The organism is Winslowiella toletana (genome assembly GCF_032164335.1).
Lineage (GTDB): Bacteria > Pseudomonadota > Gammaproteobacteria > Enterobacterales > Enterobacteriaceae > Erwinia > Erwinia toletana_A.
Genome location: NZ_CP134152.1, coordinates 3,122,807 through 3,139,169, shown reverse-complemented (window position 1 = coordinate 3,139,169; position 16,363 = coordinate 3,122,807). Strand labels below are relative to the sequence as shown.

At 38.6% G+C, this 16,363-nt stretch carries 14 protein-coding genes; 13 read left to right on the top strand and 1 reads right to left on the bottom strand.

Annotation, left to right across the window (positions count from 1 at the left end):
* The first annotated feature begins 91 nt into the window (after positions 1–91).
* From RIN69_RS14850 to RIN69_RS14820, 7 genes are all read left to right on the top strand, one after another.
* Positions 92–1,189: a glycosyltransferase gene (locus tag RIN69_RS14850; protein ID WP_313852725.1), complete on the top strand. Its 1,098-nt coding sequence runs from the start codon at positions 92–94 to the stop codon at positions 1,187–1,189.
* Entirely contained in the window at positions 1,186–2,328 is a 1,143-nt protein-coding gene (locus RIN69_RS14845) for a hypothetical protein (RefSeq protein WP_313852724.1), read from the top strand. Before RIN69_RS14850 ends, RIN69_RS14845 begins: the two co-directional genes overlap by 4 nt.
* Complete coding sequence (locus tag RIN69_RS14840; RefSeq protein ID WP_313852723.1) at positions 2,297–3,376, top strand: glycosyltransferase; 1,080 nt, start codon at positions 2,297–2,299, stop codon at positions 3,374–3,376. The genes RIN69_RS14845 and RIN69_RS14840 overlap by 32 nt, the downstream gene beginning before the upstream one ends.
* A 68-nt stretch (positions 3,377–3,444) precedes the next feature.
* On the top strand, positions 3,445–4,839 hold the full coding sequence (wcaJ, locus tag RIN69_RS14835) for an undecaprenyl-phosphate glucose phosphotransferase (RefSeq protein ID WP_313852722.1): 1,395 nt from the start codon (positions 3,445–3,447) through the stop codon (positions 4,837–4,839).
* Between the two features lie 89 nt (positions 4,840–4,928).
* Positions 4,929–6,404, top strand: coding sequence for an MOP flippase family protein (locus tag RIN69_RS14830; RefSeq protein WP_313852719.1), 1,476 nt, complete (start codon positions 4,929–4,931; stop codon positions 6,402–6,404).
* 7 nt (positions 6,405–6,411) lie between these two features.
* Entirely contained in the window at positions 6,412–7,368 is a 957-nt protein-coding gene (locus RIN69_RS14825; RefSeq protein WP_313852718.1) for a polysaccharide pyruvyl transferase family protein, read from the top strand.
* Between the two features lie 56 nt (positions 7,369–7,424).
* Complete coding sequence (locus RIN69_RS14820; protein ID WP_313852717.1) at positions 7,425–8,369, top strand: glycosyltransferase; 945 nt, start codon at positions 7,425–7,427, stop codon at positions 8,367–8,369.
* Positions 8,370–8,446: 77 nt separating this feature from the next.
* On the opposite strand, the gene RIN69_RS14815 is transcribed toward RIN69_RS14820, so the two are convergent.
* Positions 8,447–9,475 carry an acyltransferase family protein gene (locus RIN69_RS14815; RefSeq protein WP_313852715.1) on the bottom strand — a complete coding sequence of 343 codons (1,029 nt, stop codon included), beginning with the start codon at positions 9,473–9,475 and terminating at the stop codon, positions 8,447–8,449.
* Positions 9,476–9,720: 245 nt separating this feature from the next.
* Here RIN69_RS14815 and RIN69_RS14810 point away from each other — a divergent pair, with 245 nt between their 5' ends.
* The 6 genes from RIN69_RS14810 to RIN69_RS14785 all read left to right on the top strand — a co-directional run bounded on the left by RIN69_RS14810 (position 9,721) and on the right by RIN69_RS14785 (position 16,360).
* Complete coding sequence (locus RIN69_RS14810) at positions 9,721–10,755, top strand: acyltransferase (RefSeq protein WP_313852713.1); 1,035 nt, start codon at positions 9,721–9,723, stop codon at positions 10,753–10,755.
* 298 nt (positions 10,756–11,053) lie between these two features.
* Positions 11,054–11,950, top strand: coding sequence for a UTP--glucose-1-phosphate uridylyltransferase GalF (gene galF / locus RIN69_RS14805; RefSeq protein ID WP_313852711.1), 897 nt, complete (start codon positions 11,054–11,056; stop codon positions 11,948–11,950).
* A gap of 45 nt (positions 11,951–11,995) precedes the next feature.
* Complete coding sequence (gene galE / locus RIN69_RS14800) at positions 11,996–13,009, top strand: UDP-glucose 4-epimerase GalE (protein ID WP_313852710.1); 1,014 nt, start codon at positions 11,996–11,998, stop codon at positions 13,007–13,009.
* Between the two features lie 529 nt (positions 13,010–13,538).
* Complete coding sequence (locus RIN69_RS14795) at positions 13,539–14,297, top strand: glycosyltransferase family 2 protein (protein WP_313852708.1); 759 nt, start codon at positions 13,539–13,541, stop codon at positions 14,295–14,297.
* Between the two features lies 1 nt (position 14,298).
* A complete protein-coding gene (locus tag RIN69_RS14790; RefSeq protein WP_313852707.1) occupies positions 14,299–15,135 on the top strand; it encodes a hypothetical protein in 837 nt (278 codons plus the stop codon).
* The gene (locus tag RIN69_RS14785; protein ID WP_313852705.1) at positions 15,104–16,360 is read left to right on the top strand and encodes an EpsG family protein; all 1,257 of its coding nucleotides are present in this window, start codon (positions 15,104–15,106) and stop codon (positions 16,358–16,360) included. The genes RIN69_RS14790 and RIN69_RS14785 overlap by 32 nt, the downstream gene beginning before the upstream one ends.
* Positions 16,361–16,363: the final 3 nt, after the last annotated feature.

The window sequence follows — 16,363 nt, the reverse complement described above, 5'->3', positions numbered from 1 at the left end:
AGCGATTAAGATGTTTTACTTAAGCAGAATCTTAGTTAAAGCATTTATGCCGGGCAAGGCAGAAGAAAGTTCGAAGAGGTGAATTAATAGAATGAACAACGCTGAAAAAAAAATAATATATATAATTAATAGCTTGAATCCCGGTGGCGCAGAAATGGGACTCAAGATGCTGATTGATAGCGGGTTCTTTGATAATACTCAACTTAACATTGTGTGTCTTAGCCGAAGTAACAGTAACCTGGAGAAGCGTGTCGAAAAGGCAGTAGCTGGGCGGGTGGTTTACTTAAATGATTCTCCGGTTAGTAACAAGAATATTCCTGTGTACTTAGCCAAATTCATTAAATATGTGCGCGACATAAAACCCGAAATCGTAATCTCTTCACTATCACAATCTGTGCTGGTTGCCCGCATTGCCAAAATATTTTGTAATTATAAACTCATTACTTTTGAGCATAATACAGAGTTTCAAAACCGCATGGCCTGGCATTTAATGAAAAATACTGATTTTATCACTGATAAATTTTGGTGCGACTCTCAATCAACTGAGAAAGCATTAATGGCTCGCAGTAATAATGCGGAAAAAAAAGTGTTGCCTCTCTTTTTTATGTCTGAAAAAAAAATCACTAAAAAAGATTATACAATCGGGAAAAAAGTGAATCTGATGGCTGTTGGCCGACTTGCTTCTCAAAAGAATTATAACGAAGCTATTGAAGCGATCCATCTGATGCGTGGCGAAGGTCTTGATGTCCAGCTGAGTATTTACGGTGAAGGTGAGCTACTAGGTGCGTTGTCAGAAAAAATTAAAGCACTGAATCTCAATAATGCAATTCATATGAAGGGTTTTGTGGATAATTGGATAGAAGAAGCCACGCACTATGATGCTTATTTACTTATGAGTGATTTTGAAGGGCTGAGTATCGCAACACTTGAAGCGATGAGTGTGGGATTAACATGTATCGTCAAGCCGGTGGGAGAACTTGAGAACTATATTATCAATAACGAAACCGGCTTGCTTGTCAATTCACCCCAGCAGGTATTGAAAGTTGTCAAAAGGTTAATAAATGAACCTGAATTGTCGGAGCACATAGGACGCCAGGCGATACAGTATGTATCTGCCAATCACTCTGAAGAGATTTTCAATCAGCAGTTTGTTGAAGCCCGCAAAGATCTTGAGATTATCAACGTATGAAGCCAACAAAAATAAAAGTTACGTTAACAAAAGATAAAGTCTTTATTTTTGATGCCAGGTTGTCATTCCTGCTATGGACCTGTGTAACATTGTTTTTTCCTTTAATTGCATTGATAAAAGAAAGTTTGATACCACGTTACTTCTTTCTGGATGCCAACACGATTCAAAACTTTATGCTGCGTAACACCCCAATGACCGTTGGTGACTCATATGCCAGCACCGCAGCATTTTATAACTTTTTTAATGTGGCAAGAGATTCTTTCTTTTTTCCATTGATTTCATCAGTTATTATTATCAGTTTCTTCTTCACAGTCATGAAGCGCGCTAAGCCTGGTAGATTAACACTGATTGAGTTTGGAACTTATCTTTACTATATATTGCTAGCAATAGTATATATGTCATTATTAAGTAAAGATTTTATCGTAATGCTAATGCTAATACCCTTTATGTTTTTTGCCAAAAGGGGGATCCCTGGTTTAATGACATGGTCGTTACTTGTGATTTTTTATGGGGTTTACTTTCGTAGTTACTGGTTTTTAGTTTTAGCCATGTTCTGGGGATTATATTTAATTTTCAGATTTATAAAGAACCCCAGAAATATGCTTCTTATTGTATTTTTGGTGTTATTTGCATTAGCAATTGTATTTAGTGCAGCTATGGGCGTCGATGTAGATAATTTTCGAACTATCGTTAACGATGTCCGACTTGACGCCGGGCAACAAGGTGCTGACTCAATGATCACCAGCATCATTCCAGGCGGTGGTTTTATCGTTGGCTGGCTCAACGTGTGCTTGACATGGTTGTTTTTGATGGTACCAATGCCATTGATCCTGGCCCTGTCACCATATTATATGGTGATCTCATTTTTCCTTATATTTCTTTATTTCAAGTTTTGGCAAGCAACGAAGCAGGAGCTTATTTATAACAGGGATCCTGTATTAAAATCCGTCATCTGTTTAATCGTAGCTTTTACAGCAATTCAGAGTATTTTCGAACCTGATTATGGTAGCTATGTTCGCCACCTTGCACCATTTTACCCGCTATTCTTTTACGCCGTATTCTCTACAAGTTGGTTAAGAGAAGCGGTAAATATCCAGGATGATGAAAATGAAAATATTACATTGCGCGGAAACCATTAAAGGTGGCGTAGCAACGGTATTGAAGCAAATTGCAGCGGCACAAATTAGCTCACCAGATTGTAAACGACTAATATGCCTCGTACCAGATAGTCAGCGAGATGAATTACTTGAAATAGCAGATGAAAATATTATAACGTTCAAACGGAAAGGCCGCGATTTGGGATCTTTTATAAGTTTGATAAAAACATTTACACGGCAGTTGTTAAAGGATAAACCTGATGTCGTACACCTACATAGTACTTTTTCCGGTGTGCTGGCACGTTTAGTCTTGATAGTGATATATCCTTTTCATCGACCAAAAGTAGTCTATTGTCCGCATGCGTTCTCTTTCATTATGGAAAGTTCTCTTTTAAAAAAGAAGTGTTATGTCTGGATCGAGCGTTTTTTCTCATTAATCACTGATAAAATTATTTGTGTGAGTGATTATGAGCGTAACCAAGCGGTGCGATATGGTCTTAATGAAAAGAAGTTGGTTGTTATACACAATGGTGTGCCACAACGTGATAATGCGCGACGTTTAAATAATGACAGTAAAATAGATTTATTGTTTGTAGGGCGACTCGACTTCCAAAAAGGTTATGACCTCTTAATATCGGCAATGAAAAAAATAAACGATCCTACTATACATCTGACAATTGTTGGAGACAGTGTGAATGGAGAAACAGAAAAAATCGCGTTGGATAATATTACGTATACTGGTTGGATTAAGTCAAATGAGCTTGAAAAGTATTTCCTGAAATCAGATGCTTTGGTCATTCCAAGTCGTTGGGAGGGCTTTGCGATGGTTCCACTTGAAGCGATGAGTTATTCATTGCCTGTTATTGCCAGTGACTCAACTTCCTTACCTGAAGTTGTGCATAACAATGACTCAGGTTTCTTGTTTAAAAGTGGCGATGCTAATGATTTAAAAAATAAAATATTAGACTTGAAGAATGTTGATTTAACGCTTATGGGGGAAAAGGGAAATAAGTTATTCAGTAAAGCGTTTACTTCTAAATCAATGATCGAAAAAACGGCCCTATTATATCAACAAATAGGTCTTCGCTGATATTAACTGAGTTGTAGAGGGGGAGGGTTTAGAGCCGTTCCTCATTAATTTTTTGGCGGGTATCTGTTATGAGTAATATAAGAAAAAGTCATAATTCAGCAAATGCATCACTTATCTCAATGATGCAAAGGTTTTCTGATGTTTTTATTATTTTCTTCGGTCTCTATATTGTAAGTTTAGCCACAGGTGATAAATTTAGCCTTAACTATATTTTTATGGCACTAGGAGCTTTAGTTGTTTTTCAGATGATTGGAGGAATCACAGATTTTTATCGCTCTTGGCGTGGTGTTCAGCTGCATTCTGAAATTTTACTAGTACTACAAAACTGGACATTGAGCGTTATATTATCAGCTGGACTAATTTCATTTATCAATGTTGTTGATATCAGCTTTAACATATGGATGGGATGGTATCTGCTGGTTAGTATTGGCATTACTTGTAGCCGCGTATTCATTCGTTACCTTATTGGTATTGTACGCGCGCATGGATATAATACACGTAATGCAGCAATTGTAGGAAACATGCCAGTAGGTCGCGAATTGGCGGAGAGTTTACATAAAGCTCCGTGGTTGGGATTTCGCATTGTAGGTATATATAGTGACGATCCTAAGAGCAAAAGCGATAACATCCCATTTGTAAATAATATTTGGCAAGTGGTTAAAGATGCGAAAGAAGGGCAAATTGATCGTATCTATATCGCCATGTCAATGAGAGAAGAAAGCCAAATAAAAAAACTGGTTGATGAGCTTTGTGACACCACCTGCTCTGTAATGCTTATTCCAGACATATTTACGTTCAATATCTTGCAATCTCGACCAGAAGATATTAATGGTGTGCCAGTGCTATCAATTACTGATACGCCGTTGAATGGTATCAATATGGTTATGAAACGCATCGAAGATATAATTGTTGCGGCCTGTATTTTGATGTTTATCTCTCCTGTGCTGATAACCATTGCTTTCATGGTTAAAATAACCTCGTCTGGCCCAGTAATTTTTCGTCAAGTTCGTTACGGTATAGATGGGAAACCGATTAAAGTCTGGAAATTCCGTTCAATGTCAGTGATGGAAAATGGCGATAAAGTGGTTCAGGCTAAAAAGGATGATAGTCGATTAACACCAATTGGAGGTTTTTTACGGCGAACCTCTCTGGATGAGTTGCCACAGTTTTTTAATGTACTCTTTGGTGATATGTCAATCGTGGGACCTCGGCCGCATGCAGTCGCGCACAATGAGCAATACCGAAGCCTCATAAAAGGCTATATGTTACGGCATAAGGTGAAGCCTGGAATAACGGGCTGGGCTCAGATTAATGGCTGGCGAGGTGAAACAGATACGATTGAAAAAATGGAGAAACGTATCGAATTCGATCTGGCTTACATCCGTAACTGGAGTATATGGCTCGACTTTAAGATTATTTTTATGACAATTTTCAAAGGATTTATTAGCAAAACTGCTTATTAATATTTTTTAGGTGAATCGTAGCCAATAATTAATTGATACATACAGTTATTGACAAAATATATCACTTACTCCCTTTAAAGAAGAATGCTATGAGCCTTAGAGATAAAACTGTAAAAGGCGCCAAGTGGTCGGCAATTTCAACTGTAGCCAGTATTGGTATCAGTTTTTTACAGATGACACTTCTGGCACGTATTATCGAGCCACATCAATTTGGTTTATTAACTATTGCCATGGTTGTTATATTAATTGCAGATACTTTGGCAGACTTTGGTATTTCAAACTCGATAATACAGAGAAAGGAACTGACAGAAACAGAGCTGTCTACCCTCTATTGGATTAATATATTAATTGGTTTTGTGGTTTTCTTGCTGACATACTTACTAAGCCATAAAATTGCTCAATTGTTGCATCAACCAGATATTGAATTGTTAATTAAAACCTTATCATTTGCTTTTTTGATTATTCCACATGGGCAGCAATTTAGAGCATTATTACAAAAAGAACTTGAATTCTCTAAGATCGGACTTATAGAAACAATTGCTATTGTGATTGGTTTTGCCGTCACAATGACATCTGCATCGTTTTATCCTCTTGCGATTACCGCAATGTGGGGATATCTCTGCATGGCTACTGTACGAACATTTCTTTTTTCTTGGGTTGGACGTAAGCAATATAATCCTAAATTCATTTTCAATTTAAAATCTATTGCATCTAATTTAAAGTTTGGTGCATATTTGACTGCTGACGGTTTAGTGAATCAACTCAATGCTAACATTGCTACAGTTATTTTATCGCGTACCCTTGGTGCTGTTATGGCTGGCGGGTATAATTTGGCATTTAACGTTGCAGTCATTCCACCTACACGCCTCAATCCCATAATCACTCGCGTGTTATTTCCAGCATTTGCAAAAATACAGGATGATAAGGACAAGTTACGAGATAATTTCTATAAGTTATTATCACTTGTAGGGCTTATAAACTTTCCCGCTTTGCTAGGATTACTTGTGGTTTCGGAAAACTTTGTACTGTTCATGTTTGGGGAAAAATGGCGGTTTATCACACCTATTTTGCAAGTGCTATGCATTGTTGGTCTATTGCGTTCAATCGGTAATCCGATTGGTTCATTGTTGATGGCTAAAGCGCGAGTAGATATTAGTTTTAAATTCAATGTTTTTAAAATTTTTCTATTTATACCTAGCATCTGGTTCGGTGCAACAACGGGTGGGGGAGTCGGGGCGGCGCTCGGATTCTTGGCTGTACAAATACTGAATACATATCTGAGCTACTTTATTTTAATTAAACCGGTTTTAGGCAAAAGCTATCGCGCCTATATTATGAGCATATGGTTACCATTTCGATTAGCTCTTCCTACAGTGGTAGTTGCCTGGATTACTGGTTATATTCTTGCACCTTATTTCTCAGTAACCACAATGCTGGTGTTACAAATTATATCCGGTTTCATAACCTTCGCAATTACGATATTAATGTCTCGTAATACTTTTATTATTGAGATAAAAAAGCAATTTTTTAGACATCCAAAGCTTCGTAGACTTATTAGAGAGTAAAAATTAAATGCACCCAATGAATCTTCTTAAAGATAAATTATCAATTATCGATGACGTTATACCTCGTGGGAGTAAAGTAGTATTTCTGGATATCCCACTTTATTTGAATGTTGGCGATTTGTTGATTTATAAAGGAACAGAGCAATTTTTTAGAGAGAGAGATTACAAAGTTCTGGCGCGGCGTACTGACAAGAGTAGTTTGAAGTATGTAAAAGAGACTAAAAATTTACCTAAAGATGTCGTTATTGTGCTGCAAGGCGGTGGTAGTTTTGGCGATCTCTATGTACATCATCAACGCTTAAGAGAACAAGTGGTTCTTAATTTTCCAGAACATAAAGTTGTCATTTTACCAATTACCGTTCATTTTAAAGATCCACTAGAATTACAAAAGTCTGCAGATATAATTAGTAAGCACAAAGACCTGACGATTCTTTGTCGTGATACTCGTAGCCATCAAATTTTAAAAAATCATTTTTGTCATAACGCTATAATGTGTCCTGATATGGCACATTCGTTATGGAATGTATTCCCCAAGCAACAGCCGAATGATATAAAAAGAAAAACCTTGTGGATGATTCGTAAAGATATCGAAGAGACAAATTTGTCTGGATTAGAAGGTGTTCCAGATGCTTCTGGCTATGAAGACTGGGATGACATCTGTACCAGTAAAGACAAAAATTTAATGAAAATGCTGGATCAAATGGAGCGTTTTAATAAACTGTTAACTAGTGGGCTTTTTCCTGCTCCTGCTTTGTGGGGAAAATATACCGATTCTCTGATTGATCGTATTAATGAATATTTCATGTCTTATGATACGGTTGTGACTTCACGTATGCACAGCCATATTCTTTGTTGTTTGCTTGGTATGAAAACTAAACTTCTGGATAATTCTTACGGTAAGAATTCAACTTATTACCAAGCATGGACTAAAGATATTCCTGATTGCGAGCTTATTGAGTTATGAGTGTAAATAATTCAGTGTATACACTATCAATCATTATTCCGGTCTACAATGTCAGTATGTACGTCATTGCTGCCGTGGACTCAGTAATCAATCAGTCTATAAAGCCTTATGAAGTTATAATCGTAGATGATGGTTCAACTGATAATTCAGGTAGGTTAGTTGAAGAGCATTATGGCTTTCTACCTTATGTAAAAATTATTCATACTGAAAATCAGGGACTGGGTGAGGCGAGAAATGTCGGAACCCGTGAGGCCACTGGTGATTATATTTACTACTTCGACTCTGACGATATTCTTGAACATGGATTGGTCGAAGGTTTTTACACTACCTTGGCTGAAAATCCGGATATGGAAATCTACGCATTTTCGGCTGAATCATTTCTTGATACGCTTGTAGTGTCATCAGTTTCTGGTAGTCAACCTAAACTCCCTCAATACCGCAGAGATACAGATTCAGTTTTTGCGGATGGTGAAGATGCTTTTAATGCACTCTCAGCAAAAGAATTGTTTTTTCCAAATGCATGGCTCTATATATATAAGCGTCGTCTGCATGTTGAACACGAACTATTTTTCAAGCCTATTATCCACGAGGATGAAGAATTTACTCCGAGACTTTTTTTCGTAGGGGGTAAAACAGTTGTTAGCGATCGCGTTTACTTTCGTCGGCGGGTTCGTGCTGGGTCGATCATGCAGACTGGACGATCAGAAAAAAATGCCATAGGTTATATTCGTAGCATTGAGGCTTTGGAATCGTTACTTCCTGTATGTAAAAATGATGAAAGCAGGAGGTATGTGCGTCAGCGAATAATCAATAATATTTTGAATATTATTTTAATTCAGAAGAAAGGTAAGGTTTTTTTCAACGTACAGACAATGAAAGATTATTCCGCCATATTGAGTAAATACAATAACTTTTTTACACGTGTGGCGGCAGTCAATTTTTTCACTTATCGCGCACTGCGATTTTTATCAAGAAGACTAAAGTTAATCTTTTCGGTGTGATTATCAGGTGTGTTATTAAAAATAAACAATCGACCCAAATAATTGGGTCGATTGTTTTTTATGCTAAGTAATAATTTTTAGGCAATTTTCTTTTCTTTTTCTTCATTGGATTTATTTTTTTTTGTCAGTGCAGTTAAAGGCATTTCGATATACTTATAGCACATCCACCCCGCCAACAATGCTCCACCCAATAATATAGCTGTAAACATCCATGGCCACTGAACTAAACCAACTTTACGTAAAATCATAGCGCCAGGGCTTAGCACGAATGGATGAATAAGATACAATGAATAAGATGTGTTGCCTAAAATCTCGATGATTTTGAAAACTGAGTTCTTGCTGTTACGGAAAGTTTTCTCGAATCTTACAATACCTATAAAAAGTGCTAACATAGGTAGTCCCGCATAGACAGAACGATACAATGGCGTTTGTATCATGCCGTAAGTATTTTGCAGTATCAGGGTTGCCAAACCTGTGAAAACTAGAAAACATGCCAACCAGCGATTTATATTGAATTTATTAATGACATGGAATGCGAACATTCCCATTAAAAATTCTAGCAATAACACATTGGTACTGAACTCGAGCCATGCACTTTTAGGATTGTTTATTAGCCCCGCCAACACTAGTAATGAGATGATACTGCCAATAATCAATCCGCGATTATGGGTTTTAATCAGCAATGAAGCACCAAATATTATATAAAATAAAAATTCATAGCTTAATGTCCAGCCATTATCGACCAGAAACCTGTCACCCGTTGGTGCCAGTAGGTATGAGGCCCAAATGCTAGTTGTTCCACCACCGCTGTTGACGACTCCTGGCATGATAATAAAGACGAGTAAGGCAAGTGTTGTTACTACCCAGTAGAGTGGCAAAATACGTTTTACGCGTGCACTCATAAATTTGCTGAATGTTACGTTTTTTTTCCATGTTGTATGACACATGATAAAACCCGAGATTATAAAGAACAGGTCTACACCAAAATAGCCAATATGGAACCCGTTCAGTGCGGATATATCATGTTGTTTTGCTTTAATTTCGATGTGATGGAGGACGACCATCAATGCGGCGATTCCCCTCAGGTACTGCACTGAGTAAATCATTATTGTTTCTCAACCAGTTAAACATCGCAGTAGCATAGCATGAGTTCATGCTGGCTACACTCAAGCATAAGTAAATTATCAATTTTAAGAATTATACCTGTAAACATTGAAGTTGCCTGCCTCGTTACTTAGGGCAAATAGTTGGTGGTAGATGCATTAATTATGAATTGTATTTCTGCTGAGTTCAAGTTTATCAAAATTTAAGCGTAATAAATCTGCTTGTAGTTAAATTAAAGGTGGTTGGAATGATAGATTTCAATAAAAGGCAACAGTGGATAGACATAACGCGTGGGTTGAGTATTCTTTTTGTAATATCATTTCATCTTCTCTCTGGAACTGAATATTTGAATCTGGTTGAAAATGTTCCGGGCTATATCTATTTCTCAAGGGCTATAGGTTTTTTGAACAGCACGGTTGCTCCAATCAGAATGGAGTTACTAATGCTGTTATCAGGGATGTTAGTTTCGAGAGGACTTCAAAAAGGAATTGAGAAATATCATAAAGGCAAAATTAAATCGATTCTCTACCCTTACCTCATTTGGTCTCTCGTGATGCTGGTATTGATGTCAGCGAGAGGGTTGGTTAGTGGTGAAAAGGATATTCATGATGTTGTTGTATACTTCTTTAAAATAATAATTGGTGTGCCAAGTGTTACTTGGTTTTTGTACTGGGTTTTTGTTTTCTTTATGATTCAGCCCTGGACGAGAAACTTTAATCCATTATTAGTATTACCTGTTGTATTAGCATTGAGTTTTATTTTGGCTGAAGTAGAACCGTTACTTATTAGTGATGGGCTCTCAGCAGGAGTTTCTTTCAGTACGGCCTGTTATTGTTATGCTTTTTTCTTTTTGGGTGATTACATTATTAAGAGCGGTGTAGATTTGGCTGAGGTTGTGAGAAATAAATATCTTATAGCACTTTCTCTATTCTCACTGATTACACTTTCTTTCATAATGAATAGTACTTCTTTAAATCATACTAATATAGCCCTTTTTCCATTAGCTGTGCTGTCGTTAGTTACAATCGCGATAATTGCACAGATGCTCGAGAAGTTAAAAGTAGGAAAAGTATTCGCCTTCATAGGGGTAAATTCAATTTTTTTCTACCTGATGCATATTCCAGTATTTATGATCATTAAACGCACCGTGCCTCTGCTAAATTTTAGTGAAGCCGCTACAGCAATAACAATTTGGATTGCCGTCTTGTTGGTTCCTTACATTGCGGTGAAGTTGCGTGACAAAAAATTCATTCGTATTTTCTTTGAATACAGATGGGCTTAGTTAAATTTATTGATTTTACCCTGCTTATAGTAAATGGCTGGCAGTTCATATCGTATTATTTAGTAAGCTTTTTTATTACCCAGTAAGTTAAGAACAGAAGCCTGATTCGATTTTGTAAAATGGAGAATTATTTTTTATGTAATCAATGCTGTGAATCTTATTAATAAAACTCGCTAGCTTCAAATTACTTAATTTTTTTTGCATAAACTTCATTTTTTTTCAGATTAAGATTATATTTATTAATCATATCTTCCATGCATAATGGCAGAATGTCTTTATAACATAATGTGGAAAAATCATGACGAAGCTTAAAGCAGTTATCCCGGTAGCGGGACTCGGTATGCATATGCTCCCGGCCACTAAAGCCATCCCTAAAGAGATGCTGCCTGTTGTTGATAAGCCAATGATTCAGTACATCATTGATGAATGTGTTGCTGCAGGTATCAAGGAGATTGTGCTGGTTACCCACGCGTCCAAGAACGCGGTTGAAAACCATTTCGATACCTCTTATGAGCTTGAAGCACTGCTGGAAGCGCGCGTTAAGCGACAATTACTGAGTGAAGTTCAGTCCATCTGCCCGCCGGGCGTAACCATTATGAACGTGCGTCAGGCTCAGCCACTTGGGCTGGGACACTCCGTTCTTTGTGCTCGCCCAATGATTGGCAATAATCCGTTCGTCGTGGTGCTTCCAGATGTGTTGCTGGACGATTCTACCGCTGATCAACTGCGCTACAATTTGGCCGCGATGGTTGCCCGTTTTGAAGAGACTGGGCGCAGTCAGGTCCTGGCGAAGCATATGCCGGATGCCGACCTCTCTGAATATTCTGTGATTGTGACAGATGAAAACCTGGAAAATGAAGGTCAAACTGCGGCGATTACTGAGTATGTCGAAAAGCCAGAAAATCCTCAAACACTGAATTCTGACCTTGCCGCGGTAGGTCGCTATGTCCTTTCTGGCGATATTTGGCAAGAACTGGAAAATCTTGAGCCGGGAGCATGGGGGCGCATTCAGTTAACTGACGCAATTGCTAATCTGAGCAAGAAGAAACCGGTTGATGCCAGTCTGATGACCGGTACCAGTTTTGACTGCGGCCGTAAACTTGGCTATATGCAGGCTTTTGTCTCATATGGACTGCGCAACAACGACCAGGGGCGTGAGTTCCGCGAACAAATCAAGAAACTGCTGGCGAAGTAATTCAATATTTATCCCGCGTATCTTTCGCGGCTGGAAGGAGTTGAAATGGCTATTTTAGTAACCGGTGGGGCTGGCTATATTGGTTCCCATACGGTTCTGGCGCTTCTGGAGCGCGGTGATGATGTAGTAGTGCTGGACAATCTCAGCAATGCTTCGCGTGAATCACTTAATCGCGTTGAAAAGCTTGCCGGTAAAAGTGCGGTGTTCTGCGAAGGTGATGTTCTTGATCGTTCCTGTCTACGAGATATCTTTGCCAGTTATAACATCAGTGCTGTGATTCATTTTGCCGGATTAAAGGCGGTAGGTGAATCTACACGCAAGCCGCTTGAATACTATGAGAATAACGTTTCAGGTACCGTGATATTACTGGAAGAGATGCATAGCGCTGGCATTTATCAAATAATTTTCAGTTCAAGTGCAACGGTGTACGGTGCTGATGCGCCAGTTCCTTACGTTGAAACCACTCCTATTGGTGGCACCACCAGCCCTTACGGCACCTCAAAGCTGATGGTTGAACAGATTTTACAGGATTATGCAAAAGCAAACAGCAACGTTAAAGCCATCGCGCTGCGCTATTTTAATCCTGTAGGCGCGCATGAGTCCGGGGAAATCGGTGAAGATCCTAACGGGATTCCAAATAATCTGTTGCCTTATATTGCGCAAGTAGCTATTGGTCGGCTGGAAAAATTGGGCATTTTTGGTGATGATTATGACACTGAAGATGGCACAGGCGTACGTGACTACATCCACGTTGTTGACCTGGCAGAAGGGCATCTGAAAGCGCTTGATCACTTGTCCGCGATCAACGGCTACAAAGCCTATAATCTTGGGGCAGGTAAGGGATATTCAGTGCTTGAAATGGTACACGCATTTGAAAATGCCTCGGGTCGTAAGGTGCCGTATCAGATATCTTCCCGACGTGATGGTGATCTTGCCGCCTTCTGGGCAGATGCTACGCTGGCCGATCAGGAGCTTAACTGGCGAGTTACGCGTGGAATCGATGCAATGATGCGCGACACTTGGAACTGGCAGTCGAAAAATCCGCAGGGTTACAAATAATCCAAAAATTTGATGTTGAAGCCCTCCGTTTTAATTATCAACGGAGGGCTTTTTTATGTATTGTTGGTATTACTATGTGTAGATAAATTGTACACAAGATTCAAATAAACTTACATCTCAGATCAAATACCACTCAGCCACTAATTTAGTCACAGCCCACCCCAGGTCTTCCCCTTTCCTGACCTACACTTGTGTATGCATTCTGTAAGTACAAGATTTGCCGCTTGCCAGTGCATGCTGAGGGCATCTTACAGTGTGATACGACAGGCCTGCTCCAGGATAAATCCTGAGTGAAATCCTCTGGCAAAACGCGTATCCTGTCGCCTGAGTTCACATCGCTGACGTTACTGCAGCAACTGGTTGCTGGAAGCCAGGGGCGGTAGCGTGGTTTCAAAAAAGTTGTGTTTAGTAGAGTATTGATTATATTGACAAACCGACTTATTGGTTCCGTAAATAGATGAACGAAAAAACTTAATATTTCAAGTTTGAATACTACACGCAATCGTGATTAATCTTTAGAGGTATTTTTGTGAATCCTAAAGTCAGTATTATAACTGCAACCTATAATTCGGCTGAGTTTATCGAAGCACTTTTCGTTTGTCTGCTGAATCAGACTTACAAAAATTGGGAGTGGTTGATAACCGATGATTGTTCAAAAGATAATACCTGGGCTCTATTGGAAAAAATTGCTGCGCAAGATGCACGCGTCTGTATCAAAAAAAATATAATTAATCAGGGTGCAGCGGTTTCAAGAAACGAAAGTCTGAGCAGGGCAACTGGTGAATATTTAGCATTTGTTGATAGCGATGACTTATGGCATCCGGAAAAACTCAGTAAGCAAATTTCATTCATGCTGGAGAATCAATACAACTTCACTTTTACAGCTTACCGGCTGATTAATGAGCAAGGCATTGTACTCAATAAAGAAATTGATTTACGCAATAAGCGAACCTCATTTAGCTATAGTGACATGCTTTGTAAAAGAGCAACATTGGGCTGTTCAACAGTTGTGGTACAAAAAGATATTATTAGCGATATGACAATGCCGCTGCTACGAACGGGGCAGGATTACGCTTTCTGGCTGAAAATTTTAAAACAACAAAAGACCGCTCATTTGCTGCAGGAGTGCCTGACAGATTATCGTATTGTACAAAACTCTATTTCACGTAATAAATTCAAAAAAGCCGCGAGGCAATGGCAGATTTATCGCGATGTAGAAAAGTTAAATTTCGTAGAAACGGTATATTCTTTTATTAACTATGCATACCGTGCGGTCTTTCGAGGATAGGATGAAAATAGCCATTGGCATCTCGACGATGAATGAGGGTGTATTTCGCGCACTTGATAATTCAACTGATGTGAGTCGGGTTTGCGATATAATAATCTGCCAACAAGTAACGGATTCCTCTGCGATTTTCATACTGGATAATTATGATCTTAGCTCAGTTAACCTCATCACCAAGTTTGAGAAGGGGTTAAGCCGCAGCAGAAATACTCTACTGCGCGCTGCGATTGATAACGGATATGACTTTCTTATTATCAGCGATGATGATGTTAAGTATAGCCAGGAGGGTTTGCGTGAGTTGAAGGAGAATTTAGCTACATACCGCAATCGACACCTGCAATTTAAAAGTACAAATGAGCATGATATACCAAGAAAAAAATACAAAAATCATAAGTTCACTCTCAGTTCATTGGACATTCTCAAAGTTTCATCTATTGAAATGTGTTTGAACCTTAATCTGTTAAAAAAGAAAAATATTCAGTTCGATGAGTCTTTTGGCTTGGGGGCGGCTTGGCCGGTAGGGGAAGAGGCAGTAGTGCTGGCTGATATCCAAAATTCAGGTCAGGAGATCGTTTTTCTGCCGATTTCCGTGACCAACCATCCAGATGAAAGCACCGGAGAAAAATTATTCTACGATGCGTTGATGCTTGAATCTCGTGGTGTGTTGTTCCGCCGTTGCTACGGTGCGACGAAGGGTTTAGTTGTCACTTTATTATTCTGGATGCGGAAGTTTGTTATAAAACCTTCTGGTAAGAATAAGTTTGGCCAGTTAACTTCATTGAAATTACTAATTAAAGGTTATATTGAGTGTGGAAAAAGTAAATTCAAACGTGGTGCATGAGCCTTCGAAGCATCAGATAAAATTATATTCTAATTTTTTCGTGCTTACCATGAGTCTGTTGTTGTTATTTTTCTCACCATTGCTATTTATTCTTTTCTTTTGTTTTACCTCTCCATTTGTCGATTCTCGCTTGAGAGTTCTATTTTCGCCATTAATACCTCTGTGTGCTGTGACATTTTATGCTTCATTAAAGCCTTTTTCAGACTTGGCTGAATATATGAATGTTTACCATCAGGTCAACGATGGGACAATCGACATTTTCAATTATGAGCGTTTCGGGCATGGCGCAGAAATTCTTATCCTGATGATTATGAAAGTTTCAGGATGGCTTTTCTCAAATAATGATCAAATGTTTTTAATTTCGATTTATTTTTGCATCTTCGCAGTGATCTATGCGACTTGTATTAGAGTTAATCGTCGTTATCACCTTGCACTTTTCGGATTGCTGTTCTTTACTCTGGGTTTTATAGAGTCAATGTCTTACTTTGTAAGGCAAAATTTATCGTTGGTTATCTTTATCTATGCTGTTTATGCGGTGCGCAACAGCAAATTTAGATTCCTGTTGTTTATATTGAGTTTTACCGCGCATATTTCTGGTATCATTAATATTGCGGTTTACTACTTTGCTGTTATCTATAAGAAAAAAATTTCCGGTATTCAGGGGGTATTTAAATTACTGATTGCCGTATTATTTATTGGTCTGGCATTGTTGGCTTTTGTAAAATTCACGCCACTTGGGGAATCACTGCTGCTTAAATCAAATGCGGTGGTTAATAACACTAACTTCAGCTTGATGCCACTGACTTATGTTGCCCTTGCGGCCATCAACACATTGGTTATTGTTTACCTGATTAGCAAATCTAAAGGTATCGACACTGTAACTTATTATCTTTTTTTGAAGGAAATCCTGTTCTTCTTCTTATTACTGCCCTTGCCGGCGGTATCTAATCGACTGGGTATGATTCTGTTTTCGTACTGTGCAGTGTTTATGTTCTATTTCTTCAAAAATCCGGCCAATAACGCTATCGCCTATAAGCGTGTTGCGGTGCTGCTGGCGGTTAATCTGCTGCCATTTATGTACTCAATGAGTATAATTAGCGCCAATGGTAATGATTATACATTTTATAATAATCAGCCGTTAACCTATAACTTGTTCCAGGTTATTGATGAGTTAGCCGACAGGGCTCAACATGGGGTTATTTACCTCGACAATGGTAATAACTAATCC

Coding starts and splice junctions, on each gene's coding strand:
- RIN69_RS14790 (WP_313852707.1), top strand. CDS start 14,299: ATGAAAATAGCCATTGGCATCTCGACGATGAATGAGGGTGTATTTCGC.
- RIN69_RS14810 (WP_313852713.1), top strand. CDS start 9,721: ATGATAGATTTCAATAAAAGGCAACAGTGGATAGACATAACGCGTGGG.
- RIN69_RS14820 (WP_313852717.1), top strand. CDS start 7,425: ATGTACGTCATTGCTGCCGTGGACTCAGTAATCAATCAGTCTATAAAG.
- galF (WP_313852711.1), top strand. CDS start 11,054: ATGACGAAGCTTAAAGCAGTTATCCCGGTAGCGGGACTCGGTATGCAT.
- RIN69_RS14830 (WP_313852719.1), top strand. CDS start 4,929: ATGAGCCTTAGAGATAAAACTGTAAAAGGCGCCAAGTGGTCGGCAATT.
- galE (WP_313852710.1), top strand. CDS start 11,996: ATGGCTATTTTAGTAACCGGTGGGGCTGGCTATATTGGTTCCCATACG.
- RIN69_RS14850 (WP_313852725.1), top strand. CDS start 92: ATGAACAACGCTGAAAAAAAAATAATATATATAATTAATAGCTTGAAT.
- wcaJ (WP_313852722.1), top strand. CDS start 3,445: ATGAGTAATATAAGAAAAAGTCATAATTCAGCAAATGCATCACTTATC.
- RIN69_RS14840 (WP_313852723.1), top strand. CDS start 2,297: ATGAAAATATTACATTGCGCGGAAACCATTAAAGGTGGCGTAGCAACG.
- RIN69_RS14845 (WP_313852724.1), top strand. CDS start 1,186: ATGAAGCCAACAAAAATAAAAGTTACGTTAACAAAAGATAAAGTCTTT.
- RIN69_RS14825 (WP_313852718.1), top strand. CDS start 6,412: ATGCACCCAATGAATCTTCTTAAAGATAAATTATCAATTATCGATGAC.
- RIN69_RS14815 (WP_313852715.1), bottom strand. CDS start 9,475: ATGATTTACTCAGTGCAGTACCTGAGGGGAATCGCCGCATTGATGGTC.